Source organism: Mesorhizobium sp. L103C131B0 (assembly GCF_000502275.1).
Taxonomy (GTDB): domain Bacteria; phylum Pseudomonadota; class Alphaproteobacteria; order Rhizobiales; family Rhizobiaceae; genus Mesorhizobium.
The window spans coordinates 16,980-41,365 of sequence record NZ_AYXC01000015.1 but is presented as its reverse complement, the minus strand read 5'-3'; the positions used below and the strand labels follow the sequence as shown (position 1 = coordinate 41,365).

Sequence of the window (24,386 nt, the reverse complement as noted above, 5' to 3'; positions counted from 1 at the left end):
CAAACGCATCCCGGTACGGCACTTTATCACGGGGTGGTTTGATATTTTCCTAACCGACGTGGTGGATTGTGGCTGAGCGCATCGCCCTGAGGCGCGCGCCACCTCAACCGTTCAGCGCTGCTCGGATCCTGGCCGCGTTCTCAGTCAGCACTTCGGGCTTCTCCATCTGCCCCGTATGCGGCTTGAGCGCGATGCCTTCGAACCGCGGGATGACATGGACATGCAGGTGGTAGACGGTCTGGCCTGAGGCCGGTTCGTTGAACTGCAGGATCGTGACCCCGTCAGCGCCGAAAGCCTTTTTGACCGCCAGCGACACCTTTTGGACCGTGGTGAACAGCCGGCCGAGCGTCGCCGGATCTGCATCGAGCAGATTGCGCGACGGTGCTTTGGGCACCACCAGCGTGTGACCGGGGCCTTGCGGCATCACATCCATGAAGGCGACCACGGCATCATCCTCGTAGACGCGGTGCGACGGGATTTCGCCGCGCAGGATCTTCGCGAAGATATTGCTGGGGTCGTAGGCCTCGGTCATGGCGGCGCTCCGGGAGTATGCTCCCGGTGTAGCGAAGCTGTCCCGGACCGGCAAGATGGTCCGGCGATATCGACAGGCGAGGGCAGGGGCGGATCGCTATTCCTCAAGATCCTTGCGGAACGGCGTATGCTCTTCCAGGATTTCGCCCATCCGCTCGACCTCGCGGCGTTCCCGCCGGAGATAGTCGGCCACAGCATTGCGCAGGCCGGGATGTGCGATGTAGTGCGCCGAATGCATGGTCACGGGACGATAGCCGCGCGCCAGCTTGTGCTCACCCTGCGCGCCGGCCTCGACCACCTTCAGCTTACGCTCGATGGCGAAGTCGATGGCCTGATGGTAGCAAACTTCGAAATGCAGGAACGGGTGGTCCTCGATGCAGCCCCAATTGCGGCCGTAGAGCGCATCGGAGCCGATGAAGTTGATGGCGCCGGCGACATAGCGGCCATTGCGCTTGGCCATTACCAACAGGATATCCTGGGACATGCGCTCGCCGATCAGCGAGAAGAACTTGCGGTTGAGATAGGGCCGGCCCCATTTGCGGCTGCCGGTGTCCATATAGAAGGCGAAGAAATCGTCCCAGGCCCTTTCGGTCAGGTCCTTGCCGGTCAGCCGGTCGATCGAGATATCGTTGGCGAGCGCCTCGCGCCGCTCCTTCTTCATCGCCTTGCGCTTGCGCGATGCCAGCGTAGCGAGGAAATCGTCATAGGTCGAAAAGCCTTCGTTGCAGAAGTGGAACTGCTGGTCGGTGCGGTGCAGGAAGCCGGCTGCTTCCAGCGTTGCAACGTCGCTTTCATTGGCGAAGGTGACATGCGCGGACGACACGCCGAGCTTTTCCGTCACCGCCTTCAGGCCCGCTGCGAGACCGGCCTTCACAATGGCGCTGTCCTCGCCTTTGCTGACCAGCAGGCGAGGGCCGGTGACCGGAGAGAACGGCACGGCGCATTGCAGTTTCGGATAGTAGTTGCCGCCGGCGCGTTCGAACGCATCGGACCAGCCGTGGTCGAAGACATATTCGCCCTGGCTGTGCGATTTGAGATAGCAGGGCACGGCGCCCAGCAATCTGCCTTGGGCATTTTCCAGTCTGAGATGATGACCTTGCCAGCCGGTACGCCGCACGGCGCAGCCGGAATCTTCAAGCGCGCTCAGAAAAGCATATGAAACGAGAGGGTTATAGCCATTTTCTGTGTCCCTGCGGGTTGTGCCGGTAAAGCCGTTCCACTCGTCGCAGGTGAAGGCATTGATGCCGGCGGCAACGCGGATGGAAAACTCCGCATTCGCCGTTTGCCCGTCACCTTCATCACCCTGATCCATGGGGCTTATTTAAGCTCTGTCGGGGCCGCTACAAGTCACGTTTCAGGCACTTCCATCAGGCGACATTGACCAGATCGGGTTCGAACCCTTCGAACGTCATCTGGTCGGCGTATTTGAAGGTGAGATCCACCGCCGGCTGGTCATGCACCGTCCAGGTGATGACAGGCATTTTAAGCCTTTCGCGCACGAAGCTGACGAACGGGTTCGGCAGATCGCCCGCGGCATATGAGGTGAAGGCGAGGTCATGTGCCAGCATGGCAAAATGCGCCTCGATCAACTGATTGTCCCTGCCGTAGGCGGTCAGCCCACCCGGAATGCCAGGCGCATCCCTGGGGAAGTCGCGGACCAGCCAATGGTCGAACGACATGATCGCCGCCTTGCCCTTGTAGCGCTCCAGCATCTTGCCGACGCTTGCCACCAAGCCCTCGTCGTAACCGGGCACACCCTTCAGTTCGACAACCATCGGCACACGGCCATCGACCAGGCCGAGCGCTTCCTGCAACGTCGGTATATGGTCCCTGGTGCCGCCGATCCTGAGCGCCGCCAGTTCCGCTGCCGTGCGCTGCCAGACGAAGCCTTCCTGGCCGGTCAACCGCCTGAGATCGCCGTCATGAATGATGACGGGGACGCGGTCGGACGACAGATGCACGTCGCATTCGATCGCATAGCCGCGCTCGGCGGCAGCCGCGAAGGCCGACAGCGTGTTTTCCCAGCGCGTCTTGTTCATGTCGTGAAAGCCGCGATGCGCCACCGGGCGGGCGGTCAGCCAGGAAAGGTCGGTCATTGTCTTGGTCCTGCTCATGCGACCTCGAAGACGCCTTCGATTTCCACTGCGGCATTAAGCGGCAGACAGGCGGTGCCGACGGCGGAGCGGGCATGCTTGCCGCGCTCGCCAAGGGCGGCGACCAGGAAATCGGAGGCGCCATTGGCGACCAGATGCTGCTCGACGAAATCCGGCACTGATGCAACAAAGACGGTGATCTTGACCAAACGCTGGATTTTTTCGAGATCGCCAAGTGCTGCTTTTGCTTGGGCCAAGACATTGATTGCGCAGTACTTTGCGCCTTCCTTGCCGGTTGCGGTGTCGAGGTCGCGGCCGAGCAGGCCGCTTGCCTGCAGCTTGCCGTCCTTGAGCGGCAACTGCCCGGCGGTGAACAAAAGATTGCCGGACCTGCAATAGGGCACATAGTTCGCGGCGGGCGCTGCGGCGGCAGGTATCGTCACGCCGAGATCGCTTAGCCGCTTTTCGATTGTTTCACTCATGGTATTTCCCTATTGCTTGGAGACGCCGCGCTGGCCGGGCCGAAATTGCTATTTTTGCCTCGCTTCCGCCACGACTTTTTTTAAGCTGGACCATCTTTACCTGCGGCCTGCCATCAGCTGCGACGATCGGAGCCCCTAATGCGCGCAACGCGCCTTGCCTTCCACGCCGTTCTCTTTCCGGTGCTGTTCTCGATGGCTCCAGCCTTTGCCGTGCCGGCGCTGCAGGCGCATCGCGCCGTCTACGATCTTACCCTCGACAAGGCGTCGGACCGCTCGGGCATCACCGGGATTTCCGGCCGCATGGTCTATGAGTTCAACGGCTCGCCCTGCGAGGGCTATACGGTAAAATTCCGTTTCGTCACCCAGATCGCCACCGGCGACAACACCAGGCTCACCGACCAGCAGACGACCACGTTCGAGGACGCCGAAGGCAAGACCTTCTCGTTCGTGACCAAATCCTTCGTCGACCAGAACCTAGACAAGGAGGTCAAAGGCACCGCCACAAAAGAGACCAAGGGCCTCAAGGTCGATATCGACAAGCCCGAGAAGAACAGCCTCGAACTCGCCGCCACCCAGTTCCCGACCCAGCATCTGGTCGAACTGATCGGCAAGGCCGAGAAGGGCGAGAATTTCTACGAAACCAGCCTGTTCGACGGTTCGGAGGATGCCAACAAGGTGATGACCACCACCGTCATCGTCGGCAAGAAGGCCGAGGGCGACAAGGCCGACCCCGAAGCGCCGGCGCTGGCCAAGCTTGCCGGCGACAAATACTGGCCGGTCGACATCGCCTATTTCGACGAGACCGACAAATCGGGCGAAGAGGTGCCGGAATACCGCATCAGCTTCAAGCTGCACGAGAACGGCATCACCCGCGACCTCACAATGGACTATGGCGAGTTCTCGATGACCGGAAAGCTGGTCAACCTGTCGCTGTTCGATCAGACCAAGCCTTGCCCGGTCTCGAAATAGCAACAATGCAGCGCTGGCACGGCAGGCTTGATGGCAGTTCCCGATGGCGGTCTATGTCGATGCGGCGATCTGGAAATGGGCCGGCCATCGCTGGTGCCACCTGATGGCCGACGATACGGACGAACTGCATCGTTTCGCCGCCGAGCTTGGTGTCAAGCGTTCGTCCTACCAGGGGCCGCCCAGGACATCGGCGCCGCACTATGACATAACCGGCTTCGAGCGCGACCGGGCGGTGCGGCTCGGCGCCATCGAATGCAGCCGCGAGGAGATCGTTGCGATCTTCAGGCGCGTACGAATACCCAACGGAAAGGGCCGATCGTGACGCTAACGGCATTCTTGGCTTATTGCCTTGCCATCACACTTGCCGCCGCCACGCCGGGTCCGGCGATGTTCACGGTGATCACCAACGGCGTGGCACGCGGCTTCCTGCGTGCGTTCGTCGCCGGAATGGGCATTGCCGCCGGTGATGCCGTGCTGGTCACCTTGGCACTGCTCGGGCTGGTGGCGCTGGCCCAGACCTTCGAATGGGTGTTTCTCCTGTTGAAATACGCCGGTGCGGCCTACCTGATTTTCCTCGGCATCAAGATGTGGCGGGCCGCGGCCGCGCAATCGGCCGCGCAAGGAATCCCCCAAACCGGATTGTCGCGTTCGTTCCTGCTTGGCGCCTCCGTGGCGCTCGGCAACCCGAAGGCGATCCTGTTCCACGCCTCGATCATGCCGCTGATCCTCAACCTCGACACCATGACGTTTGCCGACGGCCTGCTGGTGGTGGCAGTCGTCGTCGGCGCCAATATTCTCACCATGGGCATCTACGCCGCGCTGGCGGGCAGGGCATCCGGCTGGTTCAGGACGCCCGAACGCATGCGGCTGATTAACCGGTTCGCCGGCAGCGCCATGATCGGCACCGGAGCGCTGATTGCCGCACGCTGAGCGATAAAGCACCTCACCGCTTGCGTTTGCAGCACTTCCCCTCTATATGCGCGCTCATTCCACACACGGACTTTGGTGTCTGCCCGGGAGAAATCCGGCTGAAACCTCCGGTGGCGTTCGAGGACAAAGTCCAAAAATGCCTGTGTCCGTGGAGGCTAACCGGAAAAGGAACTAAGAATGGCACTGCCTGATTTCAGCATGCGCCAGCTTTTGGAAGCTGGCATTCACTTCGGCCACCAGACCCACCGCTGGAACCCGAAGATGGCGCCTTACATCTACGGCGCCCGCAACAACATCCACATCATCGACCTGTCGCAGACGGTGCCTTTGCTGCACCAGGCTCTGAAGCAGGTTTCCGACACCGTTGCCAAGGGCGGCCGCGTGCTGTTCGTCGGCACCAAGCGCCAGGCGTCCGACATCGTCGCCGACGCCGCACAGCGTTCGGCCCAATACTATGTCAACTCGCGTTGGCTCGGCGGCATGCTGACCAACTGGAAGACGATCTCGAATTCGATCCAGCGCCTGCGCAAACTCGACGAGATGCTGGCCGGTGAGGCCCAGGGCCTGACCAAGAAGGAACGCCTGAACCTCGACCGCGAGCGCGAGAAGCTCGACAAGGCGCTCGGCGGCATCAAGGACATGGGTTCGACGCCGGACCTGATGTTCGTCATCGACACCAACAAGGAAGCGATCGCCATCCTCGAGGCCAAGCGCCTCGGCATCCCGGTCGTCGCCATCATCGATTCGAACTGCGATCCGGACAAGATCGATTTCCCGATCCCCGGTAATGACGACGCGGCGCGCGCCATCCAGCTCTATTGCGACCTGATCGCCAAGGCTGCCATCGACGGCATCGCCCGCCAGCAGGGCGCGCTCGGCGTCGACATCGGCGCCTCGGTCGAAGCTCCGGTCGAACCGGCGCTTGATCCGGCTCCGGCCCCGGCTGCTGACGCTCCGGAAGCTTGACAATCGAAGGCCGGTTGCGGCCTTCATCATTCTCATATTTGGCACGCTAGACGGACGCATCACCGAGTACCGGTGGTGCGTCGGTGCATTTAAAACAAAGAGGCGACAATGAGCATTTCGGCTGCACAGGTCAAAGAACTCCGCGACTTGACCGGCGCGGGCATGATGGACTGCAAGGCGGCGTTGACCGAGACCAACGGCAACATCGAAGAGGCCGTCGACTGGCTGCGCAAGAAGGGCATTTCCAAGGCCGACAAGAAGGCTGGCCGTACTGCCGCCGAAGGCCTGATCGGCGTCGACTCCGGCGTCCGCGAGGCCGCCATCATCGAGGTTAACTCCGAGACCGATTTCGTGGCCCGCAACGAGCAGTTCCAGGAGATCGTTCGCAATGTCGCCAAGGTCGCGCTTGCTTATGGCACGACGGAGGCTGTCTCTGCCGCAAAGTATCCGGGTTCGGACAAGTCGGTCACTGACACCATCAAGGACGCCGTTGGCACCATTGGCGAGAACATGAGCTTCCGCCGTTCGGCCAAGCTCACCGTCCCGCACGGTGCTGTCGCAACCTACGTCCACAATGCGGTTGCCGATGGTCTTGGCAAGCTCGGCGTTCTGGTCGCGATCGAGACGACGGGCAATGAGCATGCCGCCAACGCCTTTGGCCGCCAGGTCGCCATGCATGTCGCCGCCACCAACCCGCTGGCGTTGACCGCCGAGCAGATCGATCCGGCAGCGGTCGAGCGCGAGAAGGCGATCTTCGCCGACCAGGCGCGCCAGTCCGGCAAGCCGGAAGCGATCATCGAAAAGATGGTCGAAGGCCGCCTGCGCAAGTTCTACGAGGAAGTCGTGCTCCTCAAGCACGCCTTCGTGCTCAATCCCGACATCACTGTCGAGCAGGCGCTGAAGGATGCCGAGAAGGACATCGGCGCTCCGGCCAAGATCTCCGCCTATCTGCGCTTTGCGCTGGGCGAAGGCATCGAAAAGGAAGAGACCGATTTCGCGGCGGAAGTCGCGGCGGCGGTGAAGAAGTAGTTTTAAAAATAGCCCCGAAAAGGGCTTCTCAGCTCAGGCAACTCGGCCGGGTGTCCGCAAGGATGCTCGGCCGATTTCTTGTGCGGTGTCGATGAAGGCCCTGAGCTTTGGCGCCGTCGACGCCCTGCGCGGGAAGTAAAGGAAGAGGCCGGGCTCCTCGATCGCCGTTTGCGGCAGGATCTGAACGAGGCGGCCGGCGGCCAATTCCGCGCGGACCAGCGGCTCGAACACATAGGTCAGCCCGACGCCGGCAAGCGCAAGGTCGATCGCGGCCAGCGAATCGGTGACGATGACCGTACCCTTCGTCTCGGCCACGACATCCTTGCCGTCCTCGGTCAGGTCCCAGCGATAGAGTGCGCCGGAGCGCACAAGCCGGTAGCCGATGCAATTGTGCTCGGAAAGATCCGCCACACCGCGCGGACGGCCATGCCGGCCGACATAGGCGGGAGAGGCAACGATCACGGCGTTGAATGGCGGCGTCAGCCGGACCGTGACCATGTCCTGTGCGATCATCTCGCCCAGCCGGATGCCGGCATCGAAACCCTCGCCGACAATGTCCACCAGCCCCTGGTCGGTGAGCAATTCGATGGTCACATCAGGATAGCGTTCAGCCATCGCGGCGACCACGGGAGTGACGGCAAGTGGAACGGCGATGTTGGGAACGTTCAACCTGAGCAAGCCGGAGGGCCGGCCCTTGATGGCTCGGATACGATCCATACGGTCGGCAATGTCCTGAAGGGCAGGGGCCGCCGTCTCCACCAGCGCCTTGCCGGCTTCCGTCAGCGAGACGCTGCGCGTCGTGCGCGCAAACAACGGCTGGCCGATCCGCTCCTCCACGAGGCGCACCGCATGGCTGACGGCGGATGGGGACATGCCCAGTTCGGCCGCGGCAAGCGCAAAGCCGCCGCGTCGGGCAACGGCGACGATGACAGGCAGATGGCTGAGCAGGTCCCGGTCCATTCATGCATGATATCGCATAGTCCTTGCGAACACTTCAATCTTCTCGATGCCGACAGGCTGACCCATATTGCCGTCACCAATGCACAAGGAGAAGAGAGATGAATGCCTTGAAACACGCTACCTTCGCCGCAGCCCTTGCTCTGGCGCCGGCTGATGCCGGCGGCGCCGAGCCGTCCGGTTGGCGCGCGCTCGCCGACGAACGCGCCGTCATCCGCATCGCCGATGCCATCGACCGTGCCGTCGATGCGCAGGACTGGAAGCTTGCCCGCTCCTATTTCGCCGACCGTGTCACCGTCGACTTCAGCAGCCTGTCAGGACAGCCTGCCGCCACCATCCCCTCCGACGATCTGATCGGTACCTGGGCCGGCAACCTCAGGGGCAGCAAGACCAGCCTGCATCTGCGCACCAATCACCAGGTGATCTTTGAGGCGGACGCGGCGACCGTCTCTTCGAACGGCTATGCCTGGAACCGGATGGAAGGCAATGGCGACCCGCTGTGGGAAGTCTGGGGCACCTACGAGCACCATCTGGTTCGCTCCGGGACCGGCTGGAAAGTCGACGGCTTCGTTTTCCGCGCCACGCATGAGCGCGGCAATCCCTGGGTCAAGATGACGCCTGGCCAGTGAGCCGGCGTCAAGAAATCAGGATAGGAAAAACACCATGACCATGAGCTATTACACACTGGGCAACAGCGGCCTGCGCGTCAGCCGGTTGGCACTGGGCACCATGACCTTTGGCACCGAATGGGGCTGGGGCGCGGACAGGGAAACCGCGCGCGCCATGGCCGACGCCTATGTCGAGGCCGGCGGCAATTTCTTCGACACCGCCGACCTCTACACCGGCGGCACAGCCGAAACCTGGCTCGGCGAATTCATCGCCGAGCGAGGCTTGCGCGACAGAGCGGTGATCGCCACGAAATTCACCTTCAACGCGGAGCCCGGCAATCCGAACGCCGGCGGCAATGGCCGCAAGAACATCTTGCGCGCCGTGGACGCTTCCCTGAAGCGGTTGGGCACTGATTATATCGACCTCTACCTCCTCCATGTCTGGGACGGGCTGACGCCGGCCGAGGAGGTCATGCGCACGATGGATGATCTCGTGCGTGCGGGCAAAATTCGCCATGTCGGCCTGTCCGATGTGCCGGCCTGGTATGCTGCCCGCGCGCAGACGATCGCCGAGTGGCGCGGCTACGAGCCGGTGTCGGCCCTGCAGCTTGAATATTCGCTGGCGGAGCGTTCGATCGAAAATGAGTTCGTGCCCTTCGGCACCCGCCATGGCGCAGGAATCATGGTGTGGAGCCCGCTGGCCAGCGGGCTACTCAGCGGCAAGTACCGGCCGACGCAGGAAGGCCATGCCGGCCGGCTCGACGGCTTTCGCAACACCACTCATCCGGGGTTCCAGAAGTTCACCGAGCGCAACTGGGCGATCGTGGCGGAGCTCGAAAAAGTTGCCGCCGAACTCGGACGCAGCATGGCGCAGGTCGCGCTCAACTGGGTGGCAACGCAACCGGGCATCGCCACCGTGATTCTTGGCGCCACCAAGCTGGCGCAGTTGCAGGACAATCTGGCGGCGTTGGATTTCACTTTACCCGCCGAGCTTCGCGCGCGGCTGGATACGGTCAGCAAGACACCGCCGCCATTCCCGTACGCCTATTTCGGTTCCGACATACAAGCCCGGGTTACCGGCGGCGCCGTGACCGGCGACAAGCCGTTGGGTTATGCGCCGCCGCTGCTGGTCGACGGCGACGCCGTCAGCATCACCAGCAACTGACGGGCCGCGACGGGAAGGCGGAATTGGGCGAGGGGCGCCGCGTGACATCGCGGCGCCCTTCGTGTATCGGAACTCGGCATCGCGCCAGCGGCGGCGCCCGCGCGAGGGCGGCCTGCCCAGGCTGCCACACGCAACAATGACGAGGTCCAGATGACGGCAAAGCCCCTCTATCGACGTGTCCTGCTGAAAGCGTCGGGCGAAGCGTTGATGGGCGAGCAGCATTTCGGCATCGATGTCTCGGTGGTCGACCGAATCGCCGCCGACATCGCCGAAGCCCGCGCACTTGGCATCGAGGTCGGCGTCGTCATTGGCGGCGGCAATATCTTTCGCGGCGTGGCGGTGGCATCCAAGGGCGGCGACCGTGTCACCGGCGACCACATGGGCATGCTGGCCACCGTCATCAACTCGCTGGCGCTGCGCACCTCGCTGAACAAGATCGGCGTCGACGCCGTCGTGCTGTCGGCCATAGCCATGCCCGAACTTTGCGAGAGTTTTTCCCAGCGCCAGGCCACCGCCTATATGAACCAGGGCAAGGTCGTCATTTTCGCCGGCGGCACCGGCAATCCGTTCTTCACCACCGATTCGGCCGCGGCCTTGCGCGCCGCCGAGATCGGCGCCGACGCGCTGTTCAAGGGCACCCAGGTCGACGGCGTCTATTCGGCCGATCCCAAGAAGGATCCGAATGCGACCCGCTTCGAGCGCATCAGCCATGCCGAAGTCATCAACAAGGGCCTTTCGATCATGGATACCGCCGCAATTGCACTTGCGCGCGAAAACAACATCCCGATAATCGTCTATTCGATCCACGAAAAAGGTGGTTTCGGCGATATTCTGCGGGGCGGCGGCCGTTGCACGATCGTCGCCGACGAGTGACCCGGAGTATACTCTCCTAAAAAGGGGATCAGTTTTCGAAAGCGGGTCCGAATATAGGCCCTAAGCACTGAACCCGGATCAAACGGGTCGAGGAGACTAAGATGAGTGGTGAGTTCGACGACCTCAAGCGGCGCATGGATGGCGCGATCGCCGCCTTCAAGCACGATCTGGCTTCGCTGCGCACCGGCCGTGCCTCCAGCAATCTGCTCGACGCCATCCAGGTCCAGGCCTACGGCACCACCATGCCCATCAACCAGGTGGCGAACGTGTCGGTGCCGGAGCCGCGCATGATCTCGGTTTCGGTCTGGGACAAGTCGATGGTCGGCGCGGTCGATCGTGCCATTAGAGAATCCAATCTGGGCTTCAATCCGATCGTCGACGGCACCAACCTCAGGATTCCGCTGCCCGAGCTCAACGAGCAGCGCCGCAAGGAACTGGTCAAGATCTCGCATGGCTACGCCGAGAACGCCCGCGTCGCGGTGCGCCATGTCCGTCGCGACGGCATGGACTTCTTGAAGAAGGCGGAAAAGGACGGCGACATCAGCGAGGACGATCAGCGGAAGCGCTCCGATCAGGTCCAGAAGCTGACCGACGAGACGATCAGCACCATCGATCACCTGCTTTCCGATAAGGAAGCTGAAATCATGCAGGTCTAGGGTCGGCCCACACCGGCCCGAAAGCGAGACAATGGCAACGCCCGCGCATGTCGCTATCATCATGGATGGAAACGGACGCTGGGCCAAGGCGCGCGGCATGCCGCGGCTTGCCGGCCATCGCGCCGGCGTCGAAGCGCTGCGCAAGACGGTGAGCGCCGCGCCCGGTCTCGGCATTTCCTTCCTGACCGTCTACGCCTTTTCGTCGGAAAACTGGTCGCGGCCCAAGGCCGAAGTCAGCGATCTGATGGGGCTTTTGAAACTGTTCATCCGCCGCGATCTGGCCGAACTGCACCAGAACGGCGTGCGCGTCAGGATCATCGGTGACAGGGCGGGGCTGCAGCCGGACATCAGGGGCCTGCTGGAAGAGGCCGAATCGCTGACTGCGCGCAATGAATCGCTGACCTTGGTCATCGCCTTCAACTATGGCGGGCGCGACGAGATCGTGCGCACGTCACGCAAGCTCGCAGCCGCAGTGGCGCGCGGCGAGATCGACGCAGAGGCGATCACGGCAGACACTTTTGCCGGCGCCCTCGACACCGCAGGCATTCCCGATCCGGAGCTGGTCATCCGCACCAGTGGCGAGCTTCGGCTGTCGAACTTCCTTCTGTGGCAGGCAGCCTACAGCGAACTGGTTTTTCTGCCTTGCTACTGGCCTGACTTCAGCCGCGAACACCTGGCCGACGCATTGCGCGATTTTGCTGGCCGCGAGCGCCGTTTTGGCGGGCTTGCCGCTCAAGATGTCGCTGCCTCGTGATCGGCGGCGGGATGAACAATCTTCAGCTTCGCATCGTCTCGGCGCTGGTGCTGGCCGCAATAGCGCTTGGCCTGACCTGGTTGGGAGGGCTGTGGTTCCGCCTGCTTTGCGCCGGGATATCGGCGGTCATCTTCTATGAATGGGCGCGCATGTCGCGCCCCTTGGCCGGTGCGACCCTCGGCTTCATTCCCGAAGCGCTGCTTCTGGTTTTCGTCGTCGCCCTGGTTGCAGGCGTGCCGGCATCGTGGCTTCTGTCTCTTGTCCTGGCCATGGTTGTGGTCGCTGCTGTCGGCGCCCGTATGCGTGGAGCGGCGCAATGGGATGCAGCCGGTCTTGCCTACGCGGCTTTGTCCGGCTTATCGCTGGCGCTGCTGCGCGGCGGCGACCATCCCGGCCTGGTCGCAATCCTGTTTCTGTTCGCCGTGGTCTGGGCGACCGACATCTTCGCCTATTTCGTCGGCCGCTCCGTCGGTGGGCCCAAGCTCGCGCCATCTATATCCCCCGGCAAGACGCAGAGCGGCGCGCTTGGCGGCGCTGTCGGCGGCGTGGCCGCCGGCGTGCTTCTGGCTGCCGCCGCCGGGGCCGGCAATCTTGGCGTCCTCGCCTTGATTGCGCTGGTGCTGTCGATTGTTGCCCAGGCTGGCGATCTCTTCGAATCCTGGGTCAAGCGCCGCCACGGCCGCAAGGATTCAAGCGCGTTGATACCCGGGCATGGCGGTGTCATGGACAGGGTGGACGGGCTTGTCGCGGCGGCTTTTGCCCTATACGTGATCGGCTGGATTTCGGCGGGCGCCGATCATCCGGCGCAGGGGCTGTTTCCGGCTTGAGTGATATTTCACGGCGAAGAAATGGCGCACGCCACGGATTCGCCTGGATTGATGTCACAGTCGCGGCGACACCTTTTGCCGCGGGTGAATTTGAGGGCATGAGTTGAACGAAATTCTTCACGCGTTTTTCAGCACGGAAGGCTTTGTCCTCGGCACGCTGGTGCCGTTTCTGTTCGTGCTGACCGTGGTCGTCTTCATTCACGAAATGGGCCATTACCTGGTCGGCCGCTGGTGCGGCATTGGCGTGAAGGCCTTTTCGATCGGCTTCGGCCCCGAACTTCTCGGCTTCAACGACAGCCACGGCACGCGCTGGAAGCTCTGCGCCATACCGCTCGGCGGTTATGTCAAATTCGTCGGCGACATGAGCGCCACGTCGAGCCAGCCGAGTTCGGAAGATCTGGAAACGCTGACTGACGCTGAACGCAAGGTCGCCTTCCACACGCAACCCATCTGGAAACGCGCCGCCACGGTGGTGGCCGGACCGCTGTTCAACTTCCTTTTGACCATTGCCGTCTTTGCCGTGCTGTTTTCCCTCTATGGCCGCCCTGTGTTTGAGCCGATGGTGGCGGCGGTCACCGCCGGCAGTCCAGCCGCAACGGCCGGCATTTTGCCAGGCGACCGATTCGTCGCCGTCGACGGCAGCAAGGTTGAGACCTTCGCCGACGTCCAGCGCCTAGTTTCGGGCCGCGGCGGCGACGCCATCACCTTCACCATGTTGCGCGACGGCAAGGAGGTCACGGTCGTCGCGACGCCGGAGCCGATGGAGCAGCTGGACGCACTGGGCAACAAGGTCAAGGTGGCCGTCATCGGCGTCGTCAACAACAAGGATGTCGGCCAGCCCAGGCTGATCACCTACAGCCCTGTCGGAGCAGTCGGCGCCGCGGTCGAGGAGACGGGGCACGTCATTCAGCGCACCGGCCAGTTCCTGCAGCGATTCGTTGTCGGCCGCGAAGACAAATGCCAGCTGGGCGGCCCGATCAAGATCGCCAAGATGTCGGGGCAGGCGGCAAAGCTGGGCTTCCTATGGCTGGTGCAACTCGTCGCCGGCCTGTCGGTCGGGATCGGAATTCTGAACCTTTTGCCGATTCCCCCCCTCGACGGCGGCCATCTCCTGTTCTACGCACTCGAAGCCGTTTTCCGGCGTCCGGTATCGGAGCGGATGATGGAAATGGGATACCGGGCCGGCCTCTTTCTGGTGCTGGGATTTATGGGCTTCGTCTTCTGGAACGATCTGTTTGGGTGCTGAAATCATGAAGAAATTTGGCTTCAGCACCGGCAATGTTGAGACGCCGTTTACCATGCACGGGGGTATGCGTGACGCGAAAGCCACGCATCAGGGTTAAGTAATTACAAATTAACCAGAAGCCTTGCGTGTAGGGAAAATCCGGTTAATACGGTAGGAGAAATTACCGCACGTCCGGTTTTCTCGCCGTGGGGACTTCGAGAAAAGGTACAAAAGCCCGATGAAGGCAGCATCCAAATTTTTGAGCGCCGCGTCCGCGGTGGCTATGTCCGCCGCTCTGGTTGTACCAGGTGCGCTCGCCGTGCAGTTCGTTGCCACATCTGCGGCGCAGGCAGCCGTTGTCTCGAGAGTCGAGGTCAGCGGCAACCAGCGTGTCGACGCCGACACCATCCGCAACTACATCACGATCAAGCCGGGCAAGGCGTTTTCCAGCGCCGATATCGACGATGCGGTCAAGGCGCTGTTCGGCACCGGGCTGTTCTCGGACGTGCAGATCAATCAGGTCGGTTCGACGCTGGTAGTCAAGGTTGCCGAATATCAGGTCGTCAACCAGGTTCTGTTCCAGGGCAACAAGAAGCTCAAGGACAACGCGCTGGCAGTCGCCGTGCAGTTGAAGCCGCGCGGGACGTTTTCGCAGGCAACGCTGGACTCCGATGTCGAGGCGGTGAAGGCTGCCTACAGGCGAATTGGCCGCGATGACGCCACTGTCACGACGCAGATCATGGATCTCGGCGACAACCGGGTGAACGTGGTCTTCAACATCAACGAAGGCGGCCGCACCAAGATCGCCGCCGTCAATTTCGTCGGCAACAGCGCCTATTCGAGCCGCCGCCTGTCTGACGTCATCGCCACCAAGCGCTCGAGCTTCCTGTCCTTCGTGCTGCGTGACGACGTCTATGACGAGGACAAGCTGCGCGCCGACCAGGAATCGCTGCGCCGCTTCTATTACAATCACGGCTATGCCGACTTCCAGGTGGTCTCAGCTGTCGGCGAGCTCGACGATACGACCAACCAGTACACGGTTACCATTACCGTCCAGGAAGGCGACCGCTATACGTTCGGCGACGTCAGCGTCGAGAGCACCATTCCCGAAGTCGACTCGAAGGCGCTGGAATCGGTGGTTCAGACCCACAAGGGCGACGTCTACAACGCCAAGGATGTCGAGGACACCATCATCGCGCTGACCGAAAAGGTCGCGGGTTCGGGCTATGCCTTCGCCCAGGTGACGCCGCGCGGCGATCGCAACTTCGAGAACCACACCATTTCGGTCGTCTATACGATCGACCAGGGCACCAAGGCCTATATCGAGCGCATCGAAATCCGCGGCAACGACCGCACACGCGACTATGTCATTCGTCGTGAGTTCGATGTCAGCGAAGGCGACGCCTTCAACCAGGTACTCATCCAGCGCGCGAAGAAGCGGCTGGAAAAGCTAGATTACTTTGAGAAAGTCGACGTTTCGACTGTCCCGGGTTCTGAGCCAGACCAGGTCGTGCTCGTGGTCGACGTGGTCGAGAAATCGACCGGCGAGTTCTCGGTTGGCGCAGGTTATTCGACAGGTGGCGACACTGCCGGTCCGTCCGTCGAAGGTTCGGTCGCGGAGCGCAACTTCCTCGGTCGCGGCCAATACATCAAGGTTTCGGCGGGTGGCGGCAAGAATTCGCGGGACTACAGCCTGTCCTTCACCGAACCCTATTTCCTGGGGCGCCGTATCGCCGCCGGCTTCGACATCTTCCAGCAGACTCGCAACTACGACCACTATGACAGCGAGACGCTGGGTGCGACGGTCCGCTTCGGCCTGCCGATCACCGACAACATCTCGACGCAGCTGGCGTACAATATCGCCCAGGAGAAGTACAAGCTCGATGACGGTTGCTTGACTGCCGGCGTTTATGACCCGGCAAAATGTGACGTCTCCAATGCGATCCTGGAGGGGATTGAGGATAGCCCGTGGATCAAGTCTTCGGTCAGCTTGGGACTGGTCTACAACACCATCGACGATATGAAGAGCCCGCATGAAGGCATCTACGCCACCACGACTGTGGAAGTGGCGGGCCTTGGTGGCGATGCCAAGTTCGTCAAGGTTACCGGTCGTGGCACTGTCTACCAGACGCTGTCAGAACAGCTGGATCTGGTCGGCCTGATTTCGGGCGGTGCTGGTCATATTGCGAGCTACGGCAATGACGGCTTGCGAATCTTCGATCAGTTCCAGAGCAGCGACCGCATGATCCGCGGCTTCGAGTATGGTGGCATTGGCCCTGTGGACCTCAACACAGGTGACCACCTCGGCGGAACCACCTATTTCAATGCGTCGGCGGAAGCTCAGTTCCCGATACCGGTCATTCCGGAAAGCTTTGGTGTGCGCGGCGCCGTGTTTGCCGATGCCGCAACGCTGTATGGCAGCAAGATTAACACTCCTTTGGTCAATCAGGGGTCAGTCGACTTGGAACTGCGCGCTTCGGTTGGTGTCGGCTTGTTGTGGTCATCGCCTTTTGGCCCGATCCGCATTGACTACGCGATGCCCGTCAAGAAGGAAAAGACCGACGACGTGCAGGAATTCAACTTCGGCATGTCGAGCCGCTTCTGATGCGCGGGTAACGATGCTTCCGGGCCGTTGGGGTCCGGAAGAGAATTGATCCGACCTAGCTGGATATTGCTTCTGGAATGACCGATCCGGTGTTCTTCGCGCCATCACGCCGGTATACGGCCGGCGAAGTCGCGAATCTGACCGGCGCATCGCTAGTCGATTCCGATCTTGCCCACATATCGATCGACGCTTTGGCGCCAGCCAATGAAGGCGGCGAGGGTGCGCTCGTCTTCGTCGACGGCAAGCGCAATTTCGCGCTGATGCAGTCGCTGAAGGCGGCGGCCGTGTTTTGTCCCGCCGAGTTCGCCGGCAAAGCGCCGGCCGGCATTGCGGTTCTGGTGCATCCGCGCCCGCAGCAGGCCTTCGCCATGATCGGCCGACTGCTGTTCCCGACGGCGGCTACGCCGGGGCCGATGACCAGCGAAACCGGGGTCTCGCCGCAAGCTCATGTCGATGCCTCGGCGCATATCGAGGCCGGGGCGATCATCGAGGCCGGAGCGGTCATCGGCCCCCGCGCTTCCATCGGCAGCGGAACGGTCATTGCCCCCCACGCCGTTATCGGCCCCTCCTGCCAGATCGGCCGTGACGGCTACATTGGGCCGGGTGTCAGTGTTCAGTATGCGCTGATCGGCAACCGCGTCATCATTCATGGCGGCGCCAGGATAGGCCAGGACGGCTTCGGCTTTGTCGGCGGCGCCAAAGGCCCTGAGCGTGTGCCGCAGGTCGGCCGCGTCATCATCCAGGACGATGTCGAAATCGGCTCGAACACGACCGTCGATCGCGGCGCCATGTCGGATACGGTCATCGGTCAGGGCACCAAGATCGACAATCTGGTGCAGATCGCCCATAACGTTCGCATCGGCCGCAATTGCATTATTGCCGGGCTCTCTGGTATTTCCGGCTCCGTCACCGTCGGCGACGGTGTCACCATGGGCGGCGGCGTTGGCCTTGCCGATCATTTGACCATCGGATCAGGGGCCAAGCTTGCTGCAAGAAGCGGGTTCATGAGCAACGTGCCGGCGGGCGAGATCTGGGGAGGCTATCCGGCGCAGCCGATGGCGGAAGCCATGCGCGAGATCGCCATGCTGAGGAAGCTCGCCAGGACGCGCAAGCAGGGCGAAGGGGGAAGTAGCTGAGATGGTGCCGGCGACGCTCGAAGCGGTCGATATATTGGGGTTGATGAAGCTTTTACCGCATCGCTATCCCTTCCTGATGATCGATCGCATCATCGAAATCGACGGCAATGATTCTGCCATCGGCATCAAGAACGTGACCATCAATGAGCCGCATTTCCAGGGCCATTTCCCGGATCAGCCGGTGATGCCGGGCGTGCTCATCGTCGAGGCTATGGCGCAGACGGCCGGCGCGATCTGCATCCGTAACCTCAACACGGAAAAGCCGTCGCTGGTCTATTTCCTGACCATCGATAACGCGAAATTCCGCAAACCGGTCGTCCCGGGCGACCAGTTGAAGATCCACGTCAAGAAAATCAAGATGCGCGGCAACCTGCTCAAATTCGCCTGCGAGGCCATGGTGGAGGGCACAAAGGCCGCCGAAGCCGAGATCTCGGCAATGATGGTTACCGGCTGACGGTTCGAAATGCTCATGAAAATACAGACTTCAATCCACCCCTCGGCCGTCATCGAGGCCGGCGCGCAGATCGGCGAAGGCGCCGCAATAGGACCTTTCTGCTATGTCGGCGCTGACGCCGTGATCGGTGACCGCGTCGAACTGGTCAGCCATGTCTCGGTGCTGGGCGCGACAACCATTGGCGCCGCGACCAAGGTCTATCCAATGGCGACACTGGGCGGACCGCCGCAGAACACCAAGCACAAGGGCGGCCGCACCACTTTGGTCATCGGCCAGAACTGCACGATCCGCGAAGGCGTGACCATGCATCTCGGCACCGATTCCAGCCGCGGCGAGACGACCGTCGGCGACAACGGCAATTTCCTTGCCTATGCCCACATTGCCCATGATTGCGTCGTCGGTAAAAACGCCACCTTCGCCAATGGCGCGACCCTGGGCGGCCATTGCGAGGTTGGTGACAGCGTTTATATCGGCGGCCTCAGCGCCGTTCATCAGTTCGTGCGTGTTGGTGACAACGCCTTTCTCGGCGGCTGCTCGGCTTTTGTCGGCGATGTCATTCCCTACGCCATTGCGGTGGGCAATCGCGCCAGCCTGCGTGGACTCAACATCATCGGCCTGAAGCGCGCCGGGTTGCCGCGCGCCGAAATCTACCTGCTGCGCAAGGCTTACAAGACCATCTTCGACCGCTCCCGCACTGTCGGCGAGAACATCGAATTCGCCAAGGCCGAGTTTGCGTCGTCGCCGACGGCCATGAAAATCATCGATTTCATCACCAGTCGCGGCAAGCGGCATTTTGCCGTCCCGTCGCTTAAGGGTGGCGACGGCGACGATGCCGATGACGAAGGCTGAGGCCACTTCAACGGGCCTCGATCTTGCGCCGGACGCCAGGGTCGGCATCATTGCCGGCGGCGGTAGCTTGCCGGTCGAAGTTGCCGCCGGCCTGGCGGAGGCCGGACATCCGCCCGTCATCATCCTGGTCGAAGGTCAGGCCGACCGTCAGTCCGACCTCACAATCTATGAGCATGAAAGCCTTGCGCTGGAAGACATCGGCTCGCTGGTTGCGTTGCTGAGGCGCCGGCGAATCACCCATCTTGTGCTTGCCGGCGAGATCAGGCGCAGGCCGCGGTTGGTCGACATGCGTCCGAACCTTGGGCTACTGGCACTTATACCCTCGCTCGCCATGGCGCTTGCCCGCGGCGATGACGGGCTGTTGAAGATATTGACCCGCGGCCTGGAGGCACGGGGCGTCAAGGTCGTCGGTGCGCATGAAGTCGTGCCCCGGCTCGTCGCGGCCGAAGGGCCGCTGACCAAAGCAGCGCCGCGAAAGTCCGACTGGCGCGATATCGAGGCGGCACACGCGGCGGCAAAGGCCATCGGCGCGCTCGACATTGGTCAGGCGGCAATTGCCATCGGTGGCCGCACTGTTGCCCTGGAAGGCGTCGAGGGCACCCACGGACTGCTCGAGCGGACGCAGCAGTTGCGCGGCCATGGCAGGCTGGCCGGCAAGACGCGCGGTGTCCTGGTCAAATGCGCCAAGCCTGGCCAGGAATTGCGTGCCGATCTGCCATCTATTGGCCCCCGGACCGTCGAGGCGGCGCATGCCGCGGGGCTGGCCGGCATTGCCGTCGAAGCCGGCCGTTCGCTCATCCTCGAAGGCCCCGCCGTTGTCGCGCGCGCCAATGCGCTCGGCCTGTTCGTGTTCGGCCTGCCGGCTGCGGAGTCTGTCCATGGCAGCTGAGAAGCCGCTGAAGATTGCCATCGTCGCCGGCGAAGAATCCGGCGACCTGCTGGGCGCCGACATCGTGCAGGCGCTGAAGCGCATGACCGGGCGCGAGGTGCAACTCGTCGGCACTGGCGGGCGGCATCTGCAGGCGCTCGGACTGGCGCCGCTGTTCGACGGCGCCGAGATCGCGCTGATGGGGCTCAGCGCCATCCTGCGTGACTTGCCGCGCCTGATGCGGCGGATCAGCCAGACGGCAAGTGCTGTCGCCGCCGAAAAACCCGACTGTCTGATCACCATCGACAGCCCCGATTTCTCGCTGCGCGTCGCCAAAAAGATCCGCGCCGCCGATCCGTCGATCCCGATCGTCCATTATGTCTGCCCGAGCGTCTGGGCGTGGCGGCCGGGTAGGGCGGCCGCGATGAAGCCGTATGTCGACCACATACTGTGCATCCTGCCTTTCGAGGTAAAGGAGCTCAGCCGTCTCGGCGGCCCGCCCGGCACTTACGTCGGACATCGCCTCACGCATGATCCAGGCGTGCAGGGCGCGGCCAGGGCGCAAGCCCAGCCACGCGATCTCTCGGCCGATCACGTCAAGACGCTGCTCGTCCTGCCAGGGTCGCGGCGCGGCGAGGTGAGCCGGCTTCTCGGTCCGTTCGGCGAGACGGTGTCGGCGCTGCGCGCGCGTGGCCACCGGCTGCGGTTGTTGCTGCCGACGGTGCCGCATGTCGCCGAACTGGTCAAAACATCGGTGGCGCGCTGGGATCAGGAGCCGGAAGTCATCCTCGATCCCGAGCGCAAGTGGCAGGCCTTCGGCAAGGCCGATGCGGCGCTGATCGCGTCTGGAACGGTGTCACTGGAACTGGCGATGTCGGGTGTCCCGATGATCTCTTGCTACAAGTTCGATCCGATCATGCTGATGGCGCAGAGCCTGATCACGGTGTGGAGCGCTGCTTTGCCCAACCTTATTGCCGACCGGCCGGTCGTGCCGGAAAGCTACAACCAGTATGTGCGGCCGCACTATCTGGCGCGGCAGCTCGAGGCACTGTTTTCAGACACCGCCTACCGCGCCTGGCAAAAGGACGGCTTTGGCGAGGTTGCCAGACGCATGGCCACCGACAGGCCCTCCGGCGACATCGCCGCCGATGTCGTTCTTCGCCACATCGGGAGAGCGAATAGGCCTTAGCGAGTGAATAGTGAATGAATAGTGAATAGCGAATAGTGAATAGTGAATAGTGATTAACGCGCTCTCGCTATAATCAAGCTGCTACTTACTACCTGCTACTTACTACCTGCTATTCACTACTTACCATTCACCATTCACTCTCTTTCACCTTTTCGCAATCGGCACGTAGTCGCGTTCCGGGGCACCGGTATAGAGCTGGCGCGGACGGCCGATCTTCTGGTGGGGATCCTCGATCATTTCCTTCCACTGCGCGATCCAGCCGACGGTGCGGGCGACCGCGAACAGTACGGTGAACATGGTGGTGGGGAAGCCCAGCGCCTTCAGCGTGATGCCGGAATAGAAATCGACGTTCGGATAGAGCTTCTTCTCGATGAAGTAGGAATCGGTCAGCGCGATCTTTTCCAGCTCCATGGCGATGTCGAGCAGCGGATCGTCCTTGATGCCGAGTTCGCCCAGCACCTCATGCGCCGTCTTCTGCATGATCTTCGCGCGAGGATCGTAGTTCTTATAGACGCGATGGCCGAAGCCCATCAGCCGGAACGGATCGTTCTTGTCCTTGGCGCGGGCGATGAATTCCGGGATGTGGTCGACGTGGCCGATCTCGCCCAGCATGTTGAGCGCCGCTTCGTTGGCGCCGCCATGCGCCGGGCCCCACAGGCAGGCGATGCCGGCGGCGATACAGGCGAACGGATTGGCGCCCGACGAGCCGGCAAGCCGCACCGTCGAGGTCGAGGCGTTCTGTTCGTGGTCGGCATGCAGGATGAAGATGCGCTCCATGGCGCGCGCCAGCACCGGATTGATCTTGTATTCCTCGCACGGCACCGCAAAGCACATGTGCAGGAAGTTGGCGGCGAAGTTCAGCTCGTTCTTCGGGTAAATGAAGGGCTGGCCGATATGGTATTTGTAGGCCATGGCCGCAATCGTCGGCATCTTGGCGATCAGCCGCATCGAGGCGACCATGCGCTGGTATGGGTCCGAAATGTCGGTGGAGTCGTGATAGAAGGCCGACAGCGCGCCGACCACACCGCACATCACAGCCATCGGATGCGCGTCGCGGCGAAAGCCGGTGAAGAAGCGCGACATCTGCTCGTGCACCATGGTGTGGCGCGTTACCCGGTAGTCGAAATCGTCCTTCTGCGCCTTGGTCGGCAGTTCGCCGTAGAGCAGGAGGTAGCAGACTTCGAGGAAGTCGCCATGCTCGGCCAGCTGGTCGATGGGGTAGCCGCGGTGAAGCAGGATGCCGGCATCGCCGTCGATGAAGGTTATCGCCGACTCGCAGCTCGCCGTCGAGGTGAAGCCGGGATCGTAGGTGAAGGCGCCGGTGGTGTTGTAGAGCGCACCGATGTCGATGACGTCGGGCCCGACCGAGCCGCTTCGCACCTTGAATTCATGCGTCTTGCCGGCCAGTTCGAGCGTGGCAGTCGACGGGTGCGTCGTCTTGCTGCCGGTTTCCAGTCTTGTCGCAGCTTCGCTCATTCTCAAACTCCTTCATGTTCCTCATGCCGGCAAGGCAATTCCTGCAAACGACACGTCGAAATCACCGGAATGCGCGAACTCGCCACCGCATTTTGGGAGGTGCGTGCCAGATTGGGCCAAGGCCTAATGTTGCACTGCGAAACCCGCCTTTCAATGCCAATCTTCTTGGGCCAGTTCGCTCCTAATCGATTTGATCCGCAATCCGCGCCAGGCTTTCCTCGCGGCCAAGCACGGCGAGCACGTCGAACACGCCGGGCGAGGTGCTGCGGCCGGTAAGGGCCGCCCGGAGCGGTTGGGCCACGGCGCCGAGCTTGTGGCCGCCTGCCGTCGCGAACTCGCGCACCGCGGCTTCAGCCGCGGCAGCCGACCAATCGCCCGAAACAGTCTGCAAAGCGGCATGTGCGCCGCGCAGGATCGCGCGCGCGTCGGCATTGAGCAGTGCTGCCGCCTTCTCGTCGATCGGCAGCGGCCGCTCGACGAACAGGAAGGCCGCGCCATCGGCCAGTTCCACCAGCGTCTTGGCGCGCTCTTTCAGGCCCGGCAAGGCGGCCAGCAGCTGCGCCTTCCTGGCATCGTCGAGACGGGCGGCGATAGCCGGTCCGCCTTCGAGGTATGGCAGAGTGGCGACGAAAATGTCGAACAGCTCGGTATCGGCCATCTTGCGCATATGCGCGCCGTTGATCGACTCGAGCTTGGCGAAGTCGAAGCGCGCCGCACCCTTGTTGACATCGCCGATGTCGAACCACGAAATCATGTCCTTGATCGACATGATCTCGTCGTCGCCATGGCTCCAGCCGAGCCGTGCCAGATAATTGAGCAGCGCCTCGGGCAGATAGCCCATGGCGCGATAAGCCTCGACGCCGAGTGCGCCGTGCCGCTTCGACAGCTTGGCGCCGTCGGCGCCGTGGATCAGCGGGATATGCGACATCGACGGGACGTCCCAGCCCATCGCGTTGTAGATCACCGTCTGGCGCGCGGCGTTGGTCAGATGGTCGTCGCCACGGATGATGTGGGTGACGCCCATGTCATGGTCGTCGACGACGACGGCATGCATGTAGGTCGGATTGCCGTCCGAGCGCAGTATGATGAAATCGTCGAGGTCCTTGTTGGGGAAGCGCACCTCGCCCTGCACACGGTCGTGCACCACGGTTTCGCCCTCGGTCGGCGCCTTGATGCGGATGGCGCCCTTGACGCCGGGAGGCGCCTCCGAGGGGGCACGATCGCGCCACTGGCCGTTGTAGCGAGGCGGCAGGCCCTTGGCGCGTGCGGCCTCGCGCATCGCCTCGAGCTCGGCAGGCGTCTCGTAGCTGTAATAGGCCTTGCCCAGGCGCACCAGCTCCTCGGCCACCTCACGGTGGCGCGGCGCGCGCTCGAACTGCGATATGGCCTCACCGTCCCAGGAAAGGCCGAGCCAGGTCAGCCCATCCAGAATGGCCTGTGTCGCCGCCTCGTTGAAGCGTTCGCGGTCGGTGTCCTCGATGCGCAGCACCATCGTGCCGCCGGTGTGCTTGGCGTACAGCCAGTTGAACAGCGCCGTGCGCGCGCCGCCGATATGCAGATAGCCGGTGGGCGAGGGGGCAAAACGGGTGACGACCGTGTCGGACATGGAACTCTCGGGAAGCTTGGAAAGCGGGGCGTGATCGCGCGGACTTTCGCGCTTTGCGCGTTCATGTAGCATAGGAGGTCTGGGGCGCAAGGGGCAGACCCGATGGCTGGACGAGGCCGGGGCACGTCGGCAATTATC

General features: G+C 62.5%; 25 protein-coding genes. 18 read left to right on the top strand and 7 right to left on the bottom strand.

Annotated elements, in window-relative coordinates; genetic code table 11:
* Nucleotides 1-103: 103 nt before the first annotated feature.
* From X730_RS143390 to X730_RS143405, 4 genes are all read right to left on the bottom strand, one after another.
* Complete coding sequence (locus tag X730_RS143390; protein ID WP_023671015.1) at nucleotides 104-532, bottom strand: HIT family protein; 429 nt, start codon at nucleotides 530-532, stop codon at nucleotides 104-106.
* Nucleotides 533-628: 96 nt separating this feature from the next.
* Nucleotides 629-1,843 (bottom strand): GNAT family N-acetyltransferase, encoded by a 1,215-nt coding sequence (locus X730_RS143395; protein WP_023826969.1) that lies wholly within the window; start codon nucleotides 1,841-1,843, stop codon nucleotides 629-631.
* Nucleotides 1,844-1,898: 55 nt separating this feature from the next.
* Nucleotides 1,899-2,627 carry a glycerophosphodiester phosphodiesterase gene (locus tag X730_RS143400; RefSeq protein WP_023826968.1) on the bottom strand — a complete coding sequence of 243 codons (729 nt, stop codon included), beginning with the start codon at nucleotides 2,625-2,627 and terminating at the stop codon, nucleotides 1,899-1,901.
* Between the two features lie 14 nt (nucleotides 2,628-2,641).
* On the bottom strand, nucleotides 2,642-3,106 hold the full coding sequence (locus tag X730_RS143405; protein ID WP_023826967.1) for a RidA family protein: 465 nt from the start codon (nucleotides 3,104-3,106) through the stop codon (nucleotides 2,642-2,644).
* A 138-nt stretch (nucleotides 3,107-3,244) separates the two neighbouring features.
* Here X730_RS143405 and X730_RS143410 point away from each other — a divergent pair, with 138 nt between their 5' ends.
* The 5 genes from X730_RS143410 to tsf all read left to right on the top strand — a co-directional run bounded on the left by X730_RS143410 (nucleotide 3,245) and on the right by tsf (nucleotide 7,000).
* A complete protein-coding gene (locus tag X730_RS143410) occupies nucleotides 3,245-4,075 on the top strand; it encodes a cell envelope integrity EipB family protein (RefSeq protein WP_023688583.1) in 831 nt (276 codons plus the stop codon).
* 43 nt (nucleotides 4,076-4,118) lie between these two features.
* Entirely contained in the window at nucleotides 4,119-4,397 is a 279-nt protein-coding gene (locus X730_RS143415) for a DUF4031 domain-containing protein (RefSeq protein WP_023826966.1), read from the top strand.
* Entirely contained in the window at nucleotides 4,394-5,005 is a 612-nt protein-coding gene (locus X730_RS143420; RefSeq protein WP_023688582.1) for a LysE family translocator, read from the top strand. Before X730_RS143415 ends, X730_RS143420 begins: the two co-directional genes overlap by 4 nt.
* A 177-nt stretch (nucleotides 5,006-5,182) precedes the next feature.
* Nucleotides 5,183-5,971 (top strand): 30S ribosomal protein S2, encoded by a 789-nt coding sequence (gene rpsB / locus X730_RS143425; RefSeq protein WP_023671022.1) that lies wholly within the window; start codon nucleotides 5,183-5,185, stop codon nucleotides 5,969-5,971.
* Between the two features lie 108 nt (nucleotides 5,972-6,079).
* Nucleotides 6,080-7,000 carry a translation elongation factor Ts gene (tsf, locus tag X730_RS143430; protein WP_023826965.1) on the top strand — a complete coding sequence of 307 codons (921 nt, stop codon included), beginning with the start codon at nucleotides 6,080-6,082 and terminating at the stop codon, nucleotides 6,998-7,000.
* Nucleotides 7,001-7,033: 33 nt separating this feature from the next.
* Here tsf and X730_RS143435 read toward each other — a convergent pair whose 3' ends face one another.
* Nucleotides 7,034-7,960 carry a LysR family transcriptional regulator gene (locus X730_RS143435; RefSeq protein WP_023826964.1) on the bottom strand — a complete coding sequence of 309 codons (927 nt, stop codon included), beginning with the start codon at nucleotides 7,958-7,960 and terminating at the stop codon, nucleotides 7,034-7,036.
* Nucleotides 7,961-8,058: 98 nt separating this feature from the next.
* On the opposite strand from X730_RS143435, the gene X730_RS143440 reads away from it, so the two are divergent.
* The 13 genes from X730_RS143440 to lpxB all read left to right on the top strand — a co-directional run bounded on the left by X730_RS143440 (nucleotide 8,059) and on the right by lpxB (nucleotide 21,166).
* A complete protein-coding gene (locus tag X730_RS143440) occupies nucleotides 8,059-8,586 on the top strand; it encodes a nuclear transport factor 2 family protein (protein ID WP_023826963.1) in 528 nt (175 codons plus the stop codon).
* Between the two features lie 34 nt (nucleotides 8,587-8,620).
* Nucleotides 8,621-9,730: an aldo/keto reductase gene (locus X730_RS143445; RefSeq protein WP_023730118.1), complete on the top strand. Its 1,110-nt coding sequence runs from the start codon at nucleotides 8,621-8,623 to the stop codon at nucleotides 9,728-9,730.
* A 150-nt stretch (nucleotides 9,731-9,880) separates the two neighbouring features.
* On the top strand, nucleotides 9,881-10,603 hold the full coding sequence (gene pyrH / locus X730_RS143450) for a UMP kinase (RefSeq protein WP_023671026.1): 723 nt from the start codon (nucleotides 9,881-9,883) through the stop codon (nucleotides 10,601-10,603).
* 101 nt (nucleotides 10,604-10,704) lie between these two features.
* The gene (frr, locus tag X730_RS143455) at nucleotides 10,705-11,259 is read left to right on the top strand and encodes a ribosome recycling factor (RefSeq protein WP_023671027.1); all 555 of its coding nucleotides are present in this window, start codon (nucleotides 10,705-10,707) and stop codon (nucleotides 11,257-11,259) included.
* Nucleotides 11,240-12,013, top strand: a complete 774-nt coding sequence (locus X730_RS0134185; RefSeq protein WP_280815924.1) for an isoprenyl transferase — start codon at nucleotides 11,240-11,242, stop codon at nucleotides 12,011-12,013. Before frr ends, X730_RS0134185 begins: the two co-directional genes overlap by 20 nt.
* An 11-nt stretch (nucleotides 12,014-12,024) precedes the next feature.
* Complete coding sequence (locus X730_RS143460; protein WP_023826962.1) at nucleotides 12,025-12,840, top strand: phosphatidate cytidylyltransferase; 816 nt, start codon at nucleotides 12,025-12,027, stop codon at nucleotides 12,838-12,840.
* A gap of 103 nt (nucleotides 12,841-12,943) precedes the next feature.
* The gene (gene rseP, locus X730_RS143465; RefSeq protein ID WP_023826961.1) at nucleotides 12,944-14,086 is read left to right on the top strand and encodes an RIP metalloprotease RseP; all 1,143 of its coding nucleotides are present in this window, start codon (nucleotides 12,944-12,946) and stop codon (nucleotides 14,084-14,086) included.
* A 217-nt stretch (nucleotides 14,087-14,303) separates the two neighbouring features.
* Nucleotides 14,304-16,670: an outer membrane protein assembly factor BamA gene (gene bamA, locus X730_RS143470; RefSeq protein WP_023815767.1), complete on the top strand. Its 2,367-nt coding sequence runs from the start codon at nucleotides 14,304-14,306 to the stop codon at nucleotides 16,668-16,670.
* A gap of 77 nt (nucleotides 16,671-16,747) precedes the next feature.
* Entirely contained in the window at nucleotides 16,748-17,806 is a 1,059-nt protein-coding gene (gene lpxD, locus X730_RS143475) for a UDP-3-O-(3-hydroxymyristoyl)glucosamine N-acyltransferase (RefSeq protein WP_023688576.1), read from the top strand.
* Between the two features lies 1 nt (nucleotide 17,807).
* Nucleotides 17,808-18,260 carry a 3-hydroxyacyl-ACP dehydratase FabZ gene (gene fabZ / locus X730_RS143480; protein ID WP_023684696.1) on the top strand — a complete coding sequence of 151 codons (453 nt, stop codon included), beginning with the start codon at nucleotides 17,808-17,810 and terminating at the stop codon, nucleotides 18,258-18,260.
* A 15-nt stretch (nucleotides 18,261-18,275) separates the two neighbouring features.
* Nucleotides 18,276-19,109 carry an acyl-ACP--UDP-N-acetylglucosamine O-acyltransferase gene (lpxA, locus tag X730_RS143485; RefSeq protein WP_023706235.1) on the top strand — a complete coding sequence of 278 codons (834 nt, stop codon included), beginning with the start codon at nucleotides 18,276-18,278 and terminating at the stop codon, nucleotides 19,107-19,109.
* A complete protein-coding gene (gene lpxI / locus X730_RS143490) occupies nucleotides 19,096-19,998 on the top strand; it encodes a UDP-2,3-diacylglucosamine diphosphatase LpxI (protein ID WP_023684698.1) in 903 nt (300 codons plus the stop codon). Before lpxA ends, lpxI begins: the two co-directional genes overlap by 14 nt.
* Nucleotides 19,988-21,166: a lipid-A-disaccharide synthase gene (lpxB, locus tag X730_RS143495; RefSeq protein ID WP_023826960.1), complete on the top strand. Its 1,179-nt coding sequence runs from the start codon at nucleotides 19,988-19,990 to the stop codon at nucleotides 21,164-21,166. The genes lpxI and lpxB overlap by 11 nt, the downstream gene beginning before the upstream one ends.
* 144 nt (nucleotides 21,167-21,310) lie before the next feature.
* Here the strand turns inward: lpxB and gltA are convergent, their stop codons facing one another.
* Both gltA and gltX read right to left on the bottom strand, forming a co-directional pair.
* Nucleotides 21,311-22,642, bottom strand: coding sequence for a citrate synthase (gltA, locus tag X730_RS143500; protein WP_023671037.1), 1,332 nt, complete (start codon nucleotides 22,640-22,642; stop codon nucleotides 21,311-21,313).
* 181 nt (nucleotides 22,643-22,823) lie between these two features.
* Nucleotides 22,824-24,248, bottom strand: coding sequence for a glutamate--tRNA ligase (gene gltX, locus X730_RS143505; RefSeq protein ID WP_023715818.1), 1,425 nt, complete (start codon nucleotides 24,246-24,248; stop codon nucleotides 22,824-22,826).
* Between the last annotated feature and the right edge of the window lie 138 nt (nucleotides 24,249-24,386).